Below are 15,805 nucleotides of genomic sequence, written 5' to 3'. Positions count from 1 at the left end.
GTATGCACTCAGTTTTTTCGAGCTATCTTTTCAACCATAAAAAAGCCCGGAATCGCTTCCGGGCTTTGAGAATAACGTCAGCTCACCGATTAGCGAGTCAAATCGTCAAAGAATTTTTTCACGCCATCAAAGAAGCTTTTGGAGCGCGGGCTGTTGTTCTCACCCGTTGGGCCGCCGAAGCTCTCCTGCAACTCTCGCAACAGCTGCTTCTGTTTTTCATTCAGGCCAACCGGGGTTTCAACTACCACACGACACAGCAGGTCGCCCTGCGCGCCGCCACGCACCGATTTAACGCCTTTACCGCGCATGCGGAACAGCTTGCCGGTCTGGGTTTCCCCAGGCACTTTCAGGTTTACGCGACCGTCAAGGGTTGGCACTTCGATTTCACCGCCCATCGCCGCCATCGCAAAGTTGATCGGCACTTCGCAGTACAGGTTGTTGCCTTCACGTTCGAAAATCGCGTGCTGCTTCACCTGCACCTGAACGTACAGATCGCCTGCCGGTGCGCCATGTTCACCCGCTTCGCCTTCGCCAGACAGACGAATACGATCGCCAGTATCCACCCCTGCCGGAATTTTAACGGACAGGGTTTTCGTCTTCTCAACACGACCATGACCGTGGCACTTGTTGCACGGATCCTTGATCAGCGTACCGCGACCCTGACAGTGCGGACAGCTCTGCTGCACCGCAAAGAAGCCCTGACGCATCTGCACCTGGCCGGAACCGTGACAGGTAGGACAGGTCTGCGGCTTGGTACCCACTTTCGCGCCGCTGCCGTGGCAAATGTCGCACTCTTCGAGGGTTGGAATGCGGATCTCTTTCGTTACGCCGCGTACGGCCTCTTCCAGCGACAGCTCCATGTTGTAGCGCAGGTCTGCGCCACGGGCCGCACGCTGACGACCGCGGCCGCCGCCGAAGATGTCGCCAAAGACGTCACCAAAGATATCGCTGAAATCTGCGCCGCCGCCGCCAAATCCGCCGCCGCCGCCCATGCCGCCCTGTTCAAACGCAGCGTGGCCGTACTGATCGTAGGCCGCACGTTTCTGGGCATCGGTCAGGATTTCGTAGGCTTCTTTGATCTCTTTAAACTTGGCTTCGGCCTCTTTGTCACCCTGGTTGCGGTCCGGGTGAAATTTCATGGCCAGGCGCTTATACGCCTTTTTGATTTCACGCTCTTCCGCTGTTTTGGAAACGCCTAAAATCTCGTAATAGTCTTGCTTAGCCATCTTGTTTTATCTGCCCCTAACATGCGTGCACGGGCGGAGAGGAAACCTCTTCGCCCGTGCCAGTGTATTACCCGTTCAAAGGGCGATTATTTTTTGTCTTTCACTTCTTCAAACTCTGCGTCGACAACATCGTCATCTTTCGCGTTGTTTGCAGAAGCGTCAGCACCCGCGCCAGCCTGCTGCTGTGCGTGTTGCTGCTGCGCGATCTCCATCAGCTTCTCGGAAACCTGAGCCAGCGCCTGCATTTTCGCTTCGATATCGGCTTTGTCTTCGCCTTTCAGAGACGCTTCCAGCGCGCTCAGTGCAGACTCGATAGCGGTTTTGTCGTCAGCTGGCAGTTTGTCGCCGGCTTCTTCAACCTGCTTACGAGTGCTGTGCAGCAGATGGTCACCCTGGTTACGGGTCTGAACCAGCTCTTCGAACTTACGGTCAGACTCGGCGTTAGCTTCCGCTTCGCGAACCATTTTCTGGATCTCTTCTTCGTTCAGACCGGAAGAGGCCTTGATGGTGATCTTCTGCTCTTTACCGCTGTTTTTGTCCTTCGCGGAAACGTGCAGGATACCGTCAGCATCGATGTCGAAGGTGACTTCGATCTGTGGCATACCGCGCGGTGCCGGGCTGATACCATCGAGGTTAAACTGACCCAGATCTTTGTTATCTGCGGCACGTTTACGCTCACCCTGCAGCACATGGATGGTTACCGCAGACTGGTTGTCTTCAGCGGTAGAGAACACCTGGCTGTGCTTGGTAGGGATGGTGGTGTTTTTGGCGATCAGCGCCGTCATCACACCGCCCATGGTTTCGATACCCAGAGACAGCGGGGTAACGTCCAGCAGCAGTACGTCTTTAACTTCACCGGTCAGCACGCCACCCTGAACGGCAGCACCGATAGCAACGGCTTCGTCCGGGTTAACGTCTTTACGCGGCTCTTTACCAAAGAATTCAGCCACTTTCTTCTGAACCATTGGCATACGGGTTTGACCACCCACCAGGATAACGTCCTGGATTTCGGAGACGGACAGACCCGCATCCTGCAGAGCAACTTTCAGCGGCTCGATGGAACGGTTAACCAGGTCTTCAACCAGGCTTTCCAGTTTCGCGCGAGTCACTTTGATGTTCATGTGTTTTGGACCGGTGGCATCTGCAGTGATATACGGCAGGTTCACGTCGGTCTGCTGCGCAGAAGAGAGCTCGATCTTCGCTTTTTCTGCGGCTTCTTTCAGGCGCTGCATTGCCAGCGGGTCGTTACGCAGGTCAATGCCCTGATCTTTCTTAAATTCATCAACGAGGTAGTTGATCATACGGCTGTCAAAGTCTTCACCACCCAGGTGGGTATCACCGTTGGTCGCCAGAACTTCGAAGGTTTTTTCGCCGTCAACTTCATCGATTTCGATAATAGAGATATCGAAAGTACCGCCACCGAGGTCGTATACCGCGATAGTACGGTTGCCGACTTCTTTATCCAGACCGTAGGCCAGCGCCGCTGCGGTTGGTTCGTTGATGATACGTTTGACTTCCAGACCCGCGATACGGCCCGCGTCTTTGGTTGCCTGACGCTGAGCATCGTTGAAGTATGCAGGAACGGTGATAACCGCTTCAGTTACCGCTTCACCCAGGTAATCTTCAGCCGTTTTCTTCATTTTCTTCAGCACTTCAGCAGAGATCTGCGGCGGTGCCATTTTCTGACCTTTAACGTCAATCCATGCGTCGCCGTTCTCGGCGCCGATGATTTTGTACGGCATGATGGCTTCATCACGCTGCACTTCTTCGTCCTGGAAGCGACGGCCAATCAGGCGTTTGATCGCAAACAGGGTGTTTTGCGGGTTTGTCACTGCCTGACGTTTAGCCGGCTGACCAACCAGAGTTTCACCATCCTGGGTATAAGCAATGATAGAAGGCGTGGTGCGATCGCCCTCGGCGTTCTCCAGCACACGTGCAGTAGTGCCATCCATAATCGCTACACAAGAGTTGGTAGTACCCAGGTCGATACCAATAATTTTACCCATCTAAACGTCTCCACTAAAAATTCAGTCAACATGTGGTTGTGTACCTGTAATAAGGGCAGAAGGTGCTTTTTCAACTGCCCAGATTTGAATTTTTTCAGGTCCACACACTGCGGTTGACTACAAGATGGGGTCGCAACGGCATGCATCAAGGGGGAAGGATAAAAAAATTTTTAATTTCACCCTGATTAGATCATAGACGGCGTTGATGGCGCCCATTATGATGCCGCGCCCCGCCAGGGAGAATTGGCGTGGGATTCACTATTTCACCATATTAATGATGATTTTTTTGAGGACTTATGGGCAACACTAAGTTGGCTAATCCGGCTCCGCTGGGCCTGATGGGTTTCGGCATGACCACCATTCTGCTGAACCTGCACAATATCGGGATGTTCCCGATGGATGGCATTATCCTGGCGATGGGCATTTTTTACGGCGGTATCGCACAGATCTTCGCGGGCCTGCTGGAATATAAGAAAGGCAATACCTTCGGTTTAACCGCATTCACCTCTTACGGCTCTTTCTGGCTGACCCTGGTCGCCATTCTGCTGATGCCGAAAATGGGTCTGACCGAAGCGGCGAACCCACAGTTCCTGGGCGTCTATCTGGGCCTGTGGGGCGTGTTCACGCTGTTCATGTTCTTCGGCACCCTGGTAGGTAACCGTGCGCTGCAGTTCGTGTTCCTGAGCCTGACCGTGCTGTTCGCCCTGCTGTGTGTGGGCCACCTGGTGGATAACGGCGAAGCCATTATTCACGTGGCGGGCTGGATTGGCCTGGTCTGCGGCGCCAGCGCCATCTATCTGGCGATGGGTGAAGTACTGAACGAGCAGTTCGGTCGCACCATTCTGCCGATTGGTGAAAAACACTGATCCCCCTTCGTGCCCGCCCTGCGGGCACGACATCGCCCCCCTGTGAATGCCCCTTCGCGTTTAAACCCGGTCAATTTTCAGCCACAACAGAAACGATGATTAAACGGGATGGCAATAATCACCTTATTCAATTGATAAGCATTATCATTGCGATTAGTGTGACCCGGCACATCCCGGATAATGGATATCAGGCAGTACCCGACATGGAACGCAAGGGGATGAAACGATTCTGTTGTGTTGCATAAGGTTAACTGATGAATTCCAGCCTTGCCGCCAGCGATCACACTGGCGAATCCATTATTGCGTCACATTACCGTAAGGTTCTCATCCGGCGCTTTGCCCTGGCAGGGGTGCTGTTCTTCTTTATTATTTGCTCCCTGATCCTCGATTTCACGCTTGGTCCGTCAGGCATCTCCGTTTCCACTCTCTGGCATACCTTAATCAACGCCGCCGCGGCCGACGCCGGGACGCGGGTGATCGTCTGGGAGCTACGGCTGCCGTTCGCCCTGATGGCCGTCGCCGTCGGCATGGCGCTGGGGCTGGCCGGGGCCGAGATGCAGACCATCCTCAATAACCCGCTCGCCAGCCCGTTTACGCTTGGTGTCTCCTCTGCCGCCTCTTTTGGTGCCGCTCTGGCGATTGTGCTCGGTTTAGGCATTCCCGGCATTGCCGATAAGTGGTTCATTCCGGCGAATGCCTTTGTCTTCGCTCTGCTGGCCTGCTTTATTCTGGATGGCATCAGCCGCTGGACCCGCGTGGCGACCTCCGGCGTGGTGCTGTTTGGTATCGCCCTGGTCTTTACCTTTAACGCACTGATTTCCATCCTGCAGTTCGTTGCCAGCGAAGATACCCTGCAGGGGCTGGTCTTCTGGACGATGGGCAGCCTGGCGAGAGCCTCATGGGATAAGCTGGCGATCCTGGCCGTGGCGCTGCTGATTATCGTGCCGCTGTCGCTGAAGAACGCCTGGAAATTGACGGCGTTACGTCTGGGTGAAGATCGTGCCGTCAGCTTTGGTATCAACGTGAAAAAGCTACGCCTGTCGACGCTGTTACGCATCAGTATTATCTCGGCCCTGACGGTCGCCTTTGTCGGCCCGGTCGGCTTTATCGGCCTGGTGGCACCGCATATCGCCCGCATGATGTTTGGCGAGGATCACCGGTTTTATCTGCCCGGCAGCATGCTGATTGGCGCGCTGGTGCTCTCCCTGGCCTCGGTATTTTCCAAGAACATCGTTCCCGGCGTCATTATTCCCGTGGGTATCGTCACCTCGCTGGTGGGCGTGCCGTTCTTCCTCAGCATTATTATCCGTAACAGGGGGAACGTATGACCGAGGGCCTGCGCGTCCGCGATCTGCACACCGGCTATCGCAAGAAAAAGATCATCAGTGGGCTGAACACCCCATTGCTCCCTCGCGGGCAGATCACCGCCCTGCTGGGTCCGAACGGCTCGGGGAAATCCACCCTGCTGCGCGCTCTGGCTGACCTGAACCCCGCCCAGGGAGCGTTACAGCTCAACGGCGAAGATCTGATGACCTTGCCCGCGGCAAAACGCGCGCAGAAGGTAGTTTATCTGCCGCAATCATTGCCGCAGGGGGTACATCTGCATGCCCTGGAGTCGGTCATCGTCGCCCGCCGGGCCAGCGGCAGCCCTTCTGGTCGCAATGTCGAACAGGAAGCGTATTCCATTCTGGAAAAACTGGGCGTCGCCCATCTGGCGATGAGCTTTCTCGACCAACTCTCCGGCGGACAAAAACAGCTGATTGGCCTTGCCCAGTCCCTCATCCGCGAGCCGGATCTGCTGCTGCTGGATGAGCCCTTAAGCGCGCTCGACCTCAACTACCAGTTCCATGTGATGGATATCGTCGCCCGCGAAACGCGGCTGCGCAATATCGTCACCGTCGTGGTGATCCACGACATCAACATTGCCCTGCGCCATGCGAATTTTGCCCTGATGCTGAAAGGCGGCGAGCTGATTGCCAGCGGCCTGCCGGGTGAGGTTGTCACCCCCGCCAATCTGGCGACGGTATACGGCGTGGATGGCCGGGTTGAATACTGTTCCCGTGGGCTGCCGCATGTGGTGGTCGACGGGTTAACGCCATAAGAAGAAGACGGGGAAAACATGACGCTGAAAAAACTCATTGCCGCCGCAGGCGGCCTGGCACTGTTACTTTCACCTTTACTCGCCCAGGCACAGAGCTGGCCGGTGACGGTGAAGGATCTGGATAACCGCACGGTCACTGTTGAACACAAGCCGCAGCGCATCATTCTACAGGACGGACGCGACATCTTCGCTCTGGCCCTGCTGGAGCGTGATAACCCCTTCTCCAGAGTAGTAGCGTGGAACAACCTGCCGAAGAAGCAGGACACCGAAACCTGGAACGTCCTGAAGCGCAAATGGCCGGAAGCGGAGACGATCCTCGACATGAAGTTTTCCGACCAGGGAAATGTCGATCTCGAAACGGTAATCTCTCGCCAGCCCGATCTGATGATTGCCCAGCTTCGCGCTAAGCCGTCGCTGGTGCAGACCGGCGTGCTGGCACAGCTCGAGGCCCTGCATATTCCGGTGGTGTTTGTGGATTATGAACTGCACCCGGTAGAGAACACTCTGCCGAGTATTGCCCTGCTGGGTAAGGTGATGGGCCAAACCGACCGTGCGCAGGCCTATATCGATTTCTATCAGCAGCGTCTGGATAGGATCCACCAGCGTCTGGCAACGGCCAGCAAAAAACCGCTGGTCTTTATCGAGCCGATTGCCGGTGTGGGCGGGCTGGATAACGGCTGCTGCTTCACCCACGCGCGTAACGGCTGGGGCGGGCTGGTCGAAGCCGCAGGCGGGACCAACATCGGTTCGCAGCTGCTGCCGGGGGCAACCGGGAATATCGCGGTGGAAAAGATTATCTCCCTCAACCCGGATTACTACCTGATGACCGGCTCAAAACGTCCGGGCAAAGGCACGGCGATCATCCCGTTTGGCTATAACGTCCCTGCAAATGATGTCAGCGCAGCCTTTACTGCCCTGCTGACGCGTCAGGGCGTCGCCAGTATTCCGGCCGTCGCGCAAGGCCACACCGGGGCGCTCTATCACCACTTCTACAACAACCCGTACAACATCGTCGCCATCGAGACGCTGAGCAAAATCTTCTACCCGACGCTGTTTAAGGATGTGGATCCGCTGGCGGACTACCACGCCATTATCAAAAACTTTACCCACATTCCGGATGACAATATCGTCCTGAGCTTTACCCCGTCGCACTAACAAAAAGGCCGGGCACATTGCCCGGCCTTGTCTTTATCCGGCGAGGACCGGCGCTTCTACGGGTTTCTGGCGCAGCCAGATGCCTAACGCCAGCCCCATCAGCGAGAGCGCCAGCACGTACCAGGCGGGCGCCATAGGCGAGACGCCCATCAGCAGGGTAACCGCAATCGGCGTCAGCCCGCCGAAGATGGCGTAGGAGACGTTATACGAGAAGGAGATCCCGGTGAAGCGCACTTCCGGCGGGAAGGCGCGGACCATCACGTACGGCACGGCCCCCACCACGCCGACGCACAGCCCGACCATGCCGTACAGCAGGAACAGCTGCTCAGGATGGCTGCCCGCCAGGTGATAAAATGCCCAGCTCGCCCCGGCAAGAAGCAGGCTGCCGATGATAAAGGTCAGGCTGGAACCGATACGATCCACCGCCAGCCCGGCAATCAGGCAGCCGAAGCACAGCATAATGGTCGCGATGCTGTTGGCCTGCAGCGTTACCGCCGGGGCAAAGCCGTACTGTTTTTGCAGCCAGACCGGCGACATCAAAATCACCACCACGATGCCCGCCGACAGCAGCCAGGTGAGCAGCATCGACACCACCACCGCTTTTCTGTGCCTTACCACCACCGCTTTGACCGGCAGCTCCTGCGCCAGCGCCTTGCGCTGCTGCATTTCAAGGAAGACCGGCGTCTCCTGCAGCCAGCGGCGCAGATACATCGCCACCAGACCAAAGGCACCGCCCAGCAGGAATGGAATACGCCAGCCCCAGTCGTGCACCGCCTGTTGGGTCATGCTGGTGTTCACTAATGTCGCCACAACCGAGCCCAGCAGAATACCGACCGTCAGCCCTGCGGTCAGCGTGCCACAGGCAATGCCGATCCGCCGGGCCGGAACATGTTCCGCCACAAAGACCCAGGCGCCAGGTACTTCCCCGCCAATCGCCGCCCCCTGCAGGATCCGCATCAGCAGCAGCAATACCGGGGCAATAATTCCCATCGATGCATAGGTCGGCAGCAGGCCGATAGCCAGGGTCGGGACAGCCATCAGCAGGATGCTGAGGGTGAACATCTTTTTGCGTCCCACCAGATCGCCGAAGTGGGCCATCACGATGCCACCCAACGGGCGCGCCAGATACCCGGCGGCAAAAATGCCAAAGGTCTGTACCTGACGCAGCCATTCGGGAATATCTGCCGGGAAGAACAGCGCCCCGACGACAGCCGCGAAAAAGACGAAGATGATGAAGTCATAAAACTCCAGCGCGCCGCCGAGTGCGGCCAGCGTGAGAGTCTTATAATCCTGACGATTGAGAGGCCGGTTGTAATGTGACATAGCGAACCATTATGGGCTGAATTGTTGAGTTATATTTACAGCTATCGTAAAGAAAAAATTACTATACCGTAAATCAATTAGCCCGCTACTGCCGTTACAGCTTATGTCACATTATTGTTAATTTCAGGAGATTGTTTCACGTCTCGCGCTTTTCGGGCGAAAAGCTGCTACCACCTGCGGATCGGTTTCGACGTAAGGCCCCTCAAGAAGCTGTACACAATAAGGTACACTGGCGAAGATACCTGCGACCACCACCTTACCGTCGGCCTCTTTCACCCCTTCCAGCGTCTCTTTAATCGACTTTGGCTGGCCCGGTAAATTGAGGATCAGCGCCTGCTTGCGGATCACCCCCACCTGACGGGAGAGGATCGCCGTCGGCACAAAGTGCAGGCTGATCTGGCGCATCTGTTCGCCAAAGCCCGGCATTTCACGATCGGCGATGGCGAGAGTCGCATCCGGCGTCACGTCGCGACGTGCCGGACCGGTACCGCCGGTAGTCAGCACCAGGTGGCAGCTCATTTCATCAACCAGTTCACACAAGGTTTGCTCGATGATCGCCTGTTCATCGGGGATCAGGCGGGTTTGCACTTCAAAAGGGGTGGTCAGGGCAGAAGCCAGCCAGGCTTCCAGCGCGGGGATGCCTTTATCTTCATAGACACCGCTGGAGGCGCGATCTGAGACGGAAACTAAGCCAATGCGTAAGGTATTCATATCCATTCCATTCAAACAATACAGATTGAGGGAATGATACACGCAGCAGGAGGATTCAGACAGGGAACAAGAGAAGTAGCGTGACCGGAGGCCCGGTCACGCGGGAATGATTACAGCAGTTCGCCGATCATTTTTTCCAGTTTTTCCTGGTCGATAGCAAACTTACGGATACCGTCCGCCAGTTTGTCTACCGCCATTGGATCCTGGTTGTGCTGCCACAGGAATTCGGATTCAGTGATGCGCTCAGGACGGGCTTTCACTTCGCCGCTGAAGCTCAGCTTACGCTCGATCGCGCCTTCGCTTTCTGCCAGCTCTTTCAGCAGCGCAGGTGCGATGGTCAGGCGGTCACAGCCAGCCAGCTCCAGGATTTCGCCCACGTTACGGAAGCTTGCGCCCATCACCACGGTTTCATAGCCGTGCTGTTTGTAGTACTCGTAAATCTCGGTAACGGAAACCACGCCCGGATCTTCAGACGCCGCGTACTCTTTCTTGTCGGTATTGGATTTGTACCAGTCCAGAATACGGCCAACGAATGGAGAGATCAGGAACACGCCCGCTTCTGCACAGGCACGCGCCTGAGCGAAGGAGAACAGCAGGGTCAGGTTACAGTTGATGCCCTCTTTTTCCAGCTGTTCTGCAGCGCGGATGCCCTGCCAGGTGGAAGCCAGTTTGATCAGGATACGGTCGTTGCTGATGCCAGCATCGTTGTACAGCTTGATCAGGCGTTTGGCTTTGGCGATGGACGCTTCGGTGTCGTAGGACAGACGCGCATCCACTTCAGTCGAGATACGGCCCGGAACCAGCTTCAGAATTTCCAGACCAATGTTAACGGCCAGTTTGTCGGTAGCATCCACTACCTGCTGTGCACGATCGCTGCTCTGGCTTTTCGCCCAGGCAACGGCGTCGTCGATCAGTTTGCGGTATTCAGGGATCTGTGCAGCGTTAAGGATCAGAGAAGGGTTCGTTGTGGCATCCTGCGGCTGGTACAACTTCATTGCCGCGATATCTCCGGTGTCAGCGACAACAGTCGTGAACTGACGAAGGGAGGTTAATTTATCCGTCATGATAGTGTTTCTCTTTAACTTGCCCTGGATAATTCGCGTTACCAGCAGGATGCCAGAAACGGAAAAATGACAGGTTTACTTGTTAGGGGGATGTAACCGGTCTGCCCTGATGATAACACGACGGAAGGTCAGCGCAACCGCAGACAATGCGCTGAAGGATCCTGTGATAAACTTGGCAAAATTCCGCACTGCTAATTACCTGTTTACTCACTCATTAGTAGCGATTACCTATGCACTTTGGCATCAACAAGAGGGACGTTAATGCCTGATTATCTGTCGTTTATTAATGAAATCCTGTGGGGTTCGGTGATGATTTACCTGCTGTTTGCGGCAGGTATCTGGTTCACTTTTCGCTGCGGTTTTATTCAGTTTCGCTCTATTCCCCAGCTGCGCAATAATCTGAAAAACAGCCTGAGCCCCCAGCCGGGAGGTTTAACCTCGTTCCAGGCGCTCTGTACCAGCCTGGCGGCCCGGGTCGGCAGCGGTAACCTGGCCGGGGTCGCGCTGGCGATCTCGGCGGGCGGACCGGGGGCCATCTTCTGGATGTGGATGACCGCCATCATCGGCATGGCCACCTCCTTTGCCGAGTGTTCGCTGGCCCAGCTGTATAAGGAAGCGGATAAACAGGGGCAGTTTCGCGGCGGCCCGGCCTGGTATATGGCCCGCGGCCTCGGTATGCGCTGGATGGGCGTGCTGTTTTCTCTCTTTTTACTCGTCGCCTACGGTCTGATCTTTAATACCGTTCAGGCCCACTCCGTTGCCCACGCCCTGCGTTTCGCCTTCAACTGTCCGGAATTTATCACCGGCGGCGTGATGGCGCTGTTCACGCTGGTGGTGATCCTCACCGGCATCAAAGGCGTTGCCCGGCTGATGCAGTGGATGGCGCCGGTGATGGCGCTGCTGTGGGTGATCGCCAGCATGGTGGTCTGTGCCTGGCATGCCGACCAGCTACCGGCGGTCTTTACCCTGATCGTAAAAAGCGCCTTTGGCTGGCGTGAAGCCGCCGCAGGTGCGCTGGGCTATACCTTGAGCCAGGCCCTGACGGCCGGTTTTCAGCGCGGAATGTTTTCCAACGAAGCGGGCATGGGGTCAACCCCGAATGCCGCTGCTGCCGCAGCCTCCTGGCCCCCTCACCCGGCCTCCCAGGGGATCGTGCAGATGATTGGCGTCTTCGTTGATACCATCATCATCTGTACCGCCAGCGCGATGATCGTGCTGCTGGCAGGCCCGGTGGATCTCCCGGCCAATACCGCAGGCGTGCAGCTGATTCAACAGGCGCTGGTCAATCTCACCGGAAGCTGGGGTGCCGACTTCGTGGCCTTTATCATCCTTTTGTTCGCTTTCAGCTCCATCGTGGTGAACTACATCTATGCCGAAAACAACCTGATCTTTTTGCATCCCGATGCCCGGAAATCCCGCTGGCTGTTACGGGGTGGCGTAGTGCTGATGGTGCTGCTCGGCTCCTTGTTAAGCCTGCCAGTGGTCTGGCAGCTGGCGGATATCATTATGGCGCTGATGGCAATCACTAACCTGACGGCGATCCTGCTGCTCTCCCCGGTCATTACGCTGATTGCCCGGGATTACCTGCGCCAGCGGAAGCTGGGGGTCCAGCCTGTTTTTGATGTCTCGCGTTATCCCGAGATCGCTTCGCAACTGGCCCCTGGCGCCTGGGATGATTTGCCGCGTCAATAACAGCCATCGATCAATCGAGGCGGTTTTTTTGTTAAAATCGCACCAAATCTCCTGCAAGGACTGGATATGCTGATTCTGATTTCACCTGCTAAAACGCTCGACTACCAGAGCCCACTCGCCACCGAGCGTTATACCCAGCCTGAACTGCTGGATCACTCGCAACAGCTGATCCGCGAGGCGCGCAAGCTTTCAGCGCCGCAAATTGCAACCCTGATGAGCATCAGCGACAAGCTGGCGGATCTTAATGCCACCCGCTTCCACGACTGGCAGCCGGATTTCACGCCTTCGAACGCACGCCAGGCGATTCTGGCCTTCAAAGGCGACGTCTATACCGGCCTGCAGGCGGAAACCTTCAGCGAGGCTGACTTTGATTTTGCCCAACAGCATTTACGCATGCTCTCCGGCCTGTACGGTGTGCTGCGTCCGCTGGATTTGATGCAACCCTACCGTCTGGAGATGGGGATCCGTCTGGAGAACGCGAAAGGCAAAGATCTCTATCACTTCTGGGGCGAGACCATCACCGACAAGCTGAACGATGCATTGCAGGCGCAGGGCGACAATGTCCTGATCAACCTGGCGTCGGATGAGTACTACAAATCGGTGAAACCGAAAAAGCTGAACGCGGAGATCGTTAAGCCGGTGTTCCTCGATGAGAAGAACGGCAAGTTCAAAGTGATCAGCTTCTACGCCAAAAAAGCGCGCGGACTGATGAGCCGTTACATCATTGAAAATCGTCTGACGCAGCCAGAGCAGCTGAAGGCATTTAACAGCGAAGGCTATTTCTTTGACGAGGAAGCGTCAGGGAAAGGTGAGCTGGTGTTTAAGCGCCACGAGCAGTAATGCAAAACCCCGCCGGTTGGCGGGGTGAGTTTAATGATGTTTCCGGTCCGGCCCGGGACGATGGTCATCATGACGATCGTGATGGCGATTATCATGATGCTCGCCATGCGGACGCCAGCGGTTGTCGCGCCACTCGTAGTGAGACTTCCACCAGTCATTGTCACGCCAGCGGCCGCCATCCCAGTGATGGCCACGATTATCCCGATCGCCAATCTGCAGTTTAACCGCCGGTACCAGGGTGATCTCAGCGGCCTGAACCGCCATCGGAGCCACCAGCATCAGCGAAAGTGCGATAAGTGCAGGTTTCAGTTTAGACATAGGTTACTCCTTATTATTCTTGCCCGATGTGGGCCGATGTAAGGAGATTACGTGAGGGGCGGGGAGGATGTTATTCTCTGCAATCCTATTCTGTAAGTCACCGCATTTATTGGGAATTTCTGCTTTTTCCCTGCTAGTTTTCTCCTTAATTTCTCCATAAAAAAGCCGGGTGGCGATGGCGCGCACCCGGGCTGGATTTTTGCCGGGCGGCGGCTTCGCCTTACCCGACCTACAAATGCTTTGCGTAAGCCCGGTAAGCGTAGCGCCACCGGGCAAACAGGCTTACCCGCGGGTCATCATCAACTGACGCAGCGCGGCGAAATCGGCCGGCAGGTTGTGCGACAGCAGCGGCAGATCGGCACGCTCGGCCAGCTCTTTGGGCAGCGGCAGCGACTCACCGAGGATCTCGTCCACGCTCTCCTTAAACTTCGCCGGATGGGCGGTGCCGAGGAACAGGCCGTACTCGCCCGGGTTCAGCTGATCGCGCAGAGCGCGATACGCCACCGCCGCGTGCGGCTCGGAGGTGTAGCCCACCTGCTTCAGCTCACGCATGGTCTCTCTGGTGGTGTCGTCCGTTACCGCAGCATAGCCCAGCTCATTGAGACGCCAGATTTTACGGCGGAACAGCTCTTCCACGCGCGGCCAGTTGTTAGGCTGTGACACATCCATCGCATTGGACAGGGTGGCCTGCGTAGTGTTTGGCGTCCACTTGCCCTCTTTCAGGAAACGCGGCACCGTGTCATTGGCATTGGTGGCAGCGATAAAGCGTTTCACCGGCAGGCCCAGTGACTTCGCCAGCAGGCCGGCAGTCAGGTCGCCAAAGTTGCCGCTCGGCACCGAGATCACCAGCTGGTTACGTGCTTCCTGCGGCAGCTGGGCTACCGCTTCGAAGTAGTAGCAAATCTGCGCCAGCAGGCGGCTGATGTTGATGGAGTTGGCGGAGTTAAGACCCAGCGCCACCTTCAGCTCTTCGTCGTCGAAGGCCTGCTTAACCAGCGCCTGGCAGGCATCGAAGTCCCCGTCGATGGCGACGGTTTCAATGTTGCCGCCGAGGGTACAGAACAGTTTTTCCTGCAGCGGGCTGATTTTTCCCTGCGGATAGAGGATCACCACGCGCACGTTTTTCAGGCCGTAGAAGGCATGCGCAACTGCCGCACCGGTATCGCCGGAGGTCGCGGTCAGAATGGTAACCGGCTTATCGCCGCTGATATGGGTCAGCATCTGCGCCATAAAGCGCCCGCCAAAATCTTTAAACGCCAGCGTCGGGCCGTGGAACAGCTCCAGACAGCCGACGTCCGGCTCAACCTGGCTTACCGGTGCCGGGAAAGCAAAGGCCGCGCGGACGCGCTCCTCCAGCAGCTCCTGCGGGATTTCGTCCCCGATAAACGCGGAGAGAATTTTGGTGCTGCGGGTAACGAAATCCTGTTTCAGCATCTCGTCGATTTCGGTCAGACCAAACTCCGGCAGGTCGTGCGGGAAGAACAGTCCCTGGTTTTTGCCCAGACCTTGTGTGACGGCCTGTGCAAAGCTCACCTGCTCGTTATGATCTTTAAGATTGTAGAGTTTCATTGTTTATCCCAGTACTCGTGCGCCGGCCGTATCCAGACGGCAAATATGAACAAAGCCTTCCTGATTTTGCAGGTAATTTTTCCCCAGCCACTCCGCGACCCGCTGCGCCGTATCCGGTTTGTCGCACAGGGCAAACAGGGTCGGACCGGAACCGGAAATACCGCAGGCCAGGGCGCCGATATCCAGCGCCGCGCTACGCGCTTCGTTGAAGCCAGGCAGCAGTTTGGTGCGGTATGGCTCGGCAATAACATCTTTCATCAGTTTTGCCGCCAGTAGCGGCTGACGGGTATAGCAGGCATGAATAAAGCCAGCCAGATGACGACCGTGCGCAATACAGTCCTGACGGCGGTACTGCGCTGGCAGTATGGCGCGCGCTTCGGCGGTCGACACTTTAATGCCCGGGTAGGCAAGCACCCACAGCCACTCGTCAAAGCCTGGCACCTGTTGGCTGATGATGCCGTTCTCTTCGATCATCAGCTGCATGCCGCCCAGGAAACAGGGGGCGACGTTATCGTAATGAATGCTGCCGGAGATGCGCCCTTCCAGCTCGCCCATCAGGGCCAGCAGGCGGGTGTTATTCAGCGGCTTGCCGCAGTGCTCGTTCATCGCCACCAGCGCGGCCACCACCGAACAGGCACTCGAGCCCAGCCCGGAGCCAATCGGCATGCTTTTTTCCAGGGTCATGGCAACCGGCACGTTTTTACCGATCTCCTGACAAAAACGCTCCCAGCACTGATAAACGATATTCTCACGCGGATCGGACGGCAGCTTGCTGGCGAAACGCCCGACGTTGCTCAGACTGAAACTGTCTGCGGCCTCAACCGTGACAGTATCCCCCAGCGATGAACCATCCACCGGCGTCACCGCCGCGCCCAGCACATCAAACCCGACGCTCATATTGGCGCTGGAAGCCGGGGCATAAACTTTAACCATG

Annotated in this window: 14 protein-coding genes; 6 read left to right on the top strand and 8 right to left on the bottom strand. The window is 56.7% G+C overall.

All coding sequences use genetic code 11. The features are described 5' to 3' along the window. Window positions 1–89 precede the first annotated feature (89 nt). Together dnaJ and dnaK are read right to left on the bottom strand one after the other, a co-directional pair. Window positions 90–1,226 (bottom strand): molecular chaperone DnaJ, encoded by a 1,137-nt coding sequence (gene dnaJ / locus GNG27_RS03520; RefSeq protein WP_142488183.1) that lies wholly within the window; start codon window positions 1,224–1,226, stop codon window positions 90–92. An 86-nt stretch (window positions 1,227–1,312) separates the two neighbouring features. After that, window positions 1,313–3,232 (bottom strand): molecular chaperone DnaK, encoded by a 1,920-nt coding sequence (gene dnaK, locus GNG27_RS03515; RefSeq protein ID WP_142488182.1) that lies wholly within the window; start codon window positions 3,230–3,232, stop codon window positions 1,313–1,315. A 296-nt stretch (window positions 3,233–3,528) separates the two neighbouring features. Between dnaK and satP the strand changes: the two genes are divergently transcribed. The 4 genes from satP to GNG27_RS03495 all read left to right on the top strand — a co-directional run bounded on the left by satP (window position 3,529) and on the right by GNG27_RS03495 (window position 7,354). Next, window positions 3,529–4,098: an acetate uptake transporter gene (gene satP, locus GNG27_RS03510; RefSeq protein WP_156262884.1), complete on the top strand. Its 570-nt coding sequence runs from the start codon at window positions 3,529–3,531 to the stop codon at window positions 4,096–4,098. 254 nt (window positions 4,099–4,352) lie between these two features. Continuing rightward, complete coding sequence (locus GNG27_RS03505; RefSeq protein ID WP_142488180.1) at window positions 4,353–5,426, top strand: iron ABC transporter permease; 1,074 nt, start codon at window positions 4,353–4,355, stop codon at window positions 5,424–5,426. Beyond that, window positions 5,423–6,199, top strand: a complete 777-nt coding sequence (locus tag GNG27_RS03500) for an ABC transporter ATP-binding protein (protein WP_142488179.1) — start codon at window positions 5,423–5,425, stop codon at window positions 6,197–6,199. Before GNG27_RS03505 ends, GNG27_RS03500 begins: the two co-directional genes overlap by 4 nt. 18 nt (window positions 6,200–6,217) lie before the next feature. After that, window positions 6,218–7,354: an ABC transporter substrate-binding protein gene (locus GNG27_RS03495; RefSeq protein ID WP_156262883.1), complete on the top strand. Its 1,137-nt coding sequence runs from the start codon at window positions 6,218–6,220 to the stop codon at window positions 7,352–7,354. A 33-nt stretch (window positions 7,355–7,387) separates the two neighbouring features. Here the strand turns inward: GNG27_RS03495 and GNG27_RS03490 are convergent, their stop codons facing one another. The 3 genes from GNG27_RS03490 to tal all read right to left on the bottom strand — a co-directional run bounded on the left by GNG27_RS03490 (window position 7,388) and on the right by tal (window position 10,452). After that, the gene (locus GNG27_RS03490; protein WP_156262882.1) at window positions 7,388–8,677 is read right to left on the bottom strand and encodes an MFS transporter; all 1,290 of its coding nucleotides are present in this window, start codon (window positions 8,675–8,677) and stop codon (window positions 7,388–7,390) included. 123 nt (window positions 8,678–8,800) lie between these two features. Continuing rightward, window positions 8,801–9,388 (bottom strand): molybdopterin adenylyltransferase, encoded by a 588-nt coding sequence (gene mog / locus GNG27_RS03485; protein WP_077227125.1) that lies wholly within the window; start codon window positions 9,386–9,388, stop codon window positions 8,801–8,803. 110 nt (window positions 9,389–9,498) lie between these two features. Next, entirely contained in the window at window positions 9,499–10,452 is a 954-nt protein-coding gene (tal, locus tag GNG27_RS03480; protein ID WP_142488176.1) for a transaldolase, read from the bottom strand. A gap of 261 nt (window positions 10,453–10,713) precedes the next feature. Here tal and GNG27_RS03475 point away from each other — a divergent pair, with 261 nt between their 5' ends. Further along, window positions 10,714–12,144, top strand: coding sequence for a sodium:alanine symporter family protein (locus tag GNG27_RS03475; RefSeq protein WP_156262881.1), 1,431 nt, complete (start codon window positions 10,714–10,716; stop codon window positions 12,142–12,144). A 66-nt stretch (window positions 12,145–12,210) separates the two neighbouring features. Then, the gene (gene yaaA, locus GNG27_RS03470; protein WP_156262880.1) at window positions 12,211–12,984 is read left to right on the top strand and encodes a peroxide stress protein YaaA; all 774 of its coding nucleotides are present in this window, start codon (window positions 12,211–12,213) and stop codon (window positions 12,982–12,984) included. Between the two features lie 30 nt (window positions 12,985–13,014). Here the strand turns inward: yaaA and GNG27_RS03465 are convergent, their stop codons facing one another. The 3 genes from GNG27_RS03465 to thrB form a co-directional block, all read right to left on the bottom strand. Further along, window positions 13,015–13,302: a DUF2502 domain-containing protein gene (locus GNG27_RS03465; protein WP_142488173.1), complete on the bottom strand. Its 288-nt coding sequence runs from the start codon at window positions 13,300–13,302 to the stop codon at window positions 13,015–13,017. Window positions 13,303–13,584: 282 nt separating this feature from the next. Continuing rightward, window positions 13,585–14,871, bottom strand: a complete 1,287-nt coding sequence (gene thrC, locus GNG27_RS03460) for a threonine synthase (RefSeq protein ID WP_156262879.1) — start codon at window positions 14,869–14,871, stop codon at window positions 13,585–13,587. Between the two features lie 3 nt (window positions 14,872–14,874). Beyond that, on the bottom strand, window positions 14,875–15,804 hold the full coding sequence (gene thrB / locus GNG27_RS03455; RefSeq protein WP_142488171.1) for a homoserine kinase: 930 nt from the start codon (window positions 15,802–15,804) through the stop codon (window positions 14,875–14,877). Window position 15,805 lies beyond the last annotated feature (1 nt).

It is taken from the genome of Leclercia sp. 119287 (assembly GCF_009734485.1).
GTDB lineage: Bacteria > Pseudomonadota > Gammaproteobacteria > Enterobacterales > Enterobacteriaceae > Enterobacter > Enterobacter adecarboxylatus_C.
The sequence above is the reverse complement of the archived record's forward strand: the minus strand, read 5'-3'. Positions and strand labels throughout refer to the sequence as shown.

Coding starts and splice junctions, on each gene's coding strand:
- dnaJ (WP_142488183.1), bottom strand. CDS start 1,226: ATGGCTAAGCAAGACTATTACGAGATTTTAGGCGTTTCCAAAACAGCG.
- dnaK (WP_142488182.1), bottom strand. CDS start 3,232: ATGGGTAAAATTATTGGTATCGACCTGGGTACTACCAACTCTTGTGTA.
- satP (WP_156262884.1), top strand. CDS start 3,529: ATGGGCAACACTAAGTTGGCTAATCCGGCTCCGCTGGGCCTGATGGGT.
- GNG27_RS03505 (WP_142488180.1), top strand. CDS start 4,353: ATGAATTCCAGCCTTGCCGCCAGCGATCACACTGGCGAATCCATTATT.
- GNG27_RS03500 (WP_142488179.1), top strand. CDS start 5,423: ATGACCGAGGGCCTGCGCGTCCGCGATCTGCACACCGGCTATCGCAAG.
- GNG27_RS03495 (WP_156262883.1), top strand. CDS start 6,218: ATGACGCTGAAAAAACTCATTGCCGCCGCAGGCGGCCTGGCACTGTTA.
- GNG27_RS03490 (WP_156262882.1), bottom strand. CDS start 8,677: ATGTCACATTACAACCGGCCTCTCAATCGTCAGGATTATAAGACTCTC.
- mog (WP_077227125.1), bottom strand. CDS start 9,388: ATGAATACCTTACGCATTGGCTTAGTTTCCGTCTCAGATCGCGCCTCC.
- tal (WP_142488176.1), bottom strand. CDS start 10,452: ATGACGGATAAATTAACCTCCCTTCGTCAGTTCACGACTGTTGTCGCT.
- GNG27_RS03475 (WP_156262881.1), top strand. CDS start 10,714: ATGCCTGATTATCTGTCGTTTATTAATGAAATCCTGTGGGGTTCGGTG.
- yaaA (WP_156262880.1), top strand. CDS start 12,211: ATGCTGATTCTGATTTCACCTGCTAAAACGCTCGACTACCAGAGCCCA.
- GNG27_RS03465 (WP_142488173.1), bottom strand. CDS start 13,302: ATGTCTAAACTGAAACCTGCACTTATCGCACTTTCGCTGATGCTGGTG.
- thrC (WP_156262879.1), bottom strand. CDS start 14,871: ATGAAACTCTACAATCTTAAAGATCATAACGAGCAGGTGAGCTTTGCA.
- thrB (WP_142488171.1), bottom strand. CDS start 15,804: ATGGTTAAAGTTTATGCCCCGGCTTCCAGCGCCAATATGAGCGTCGGG.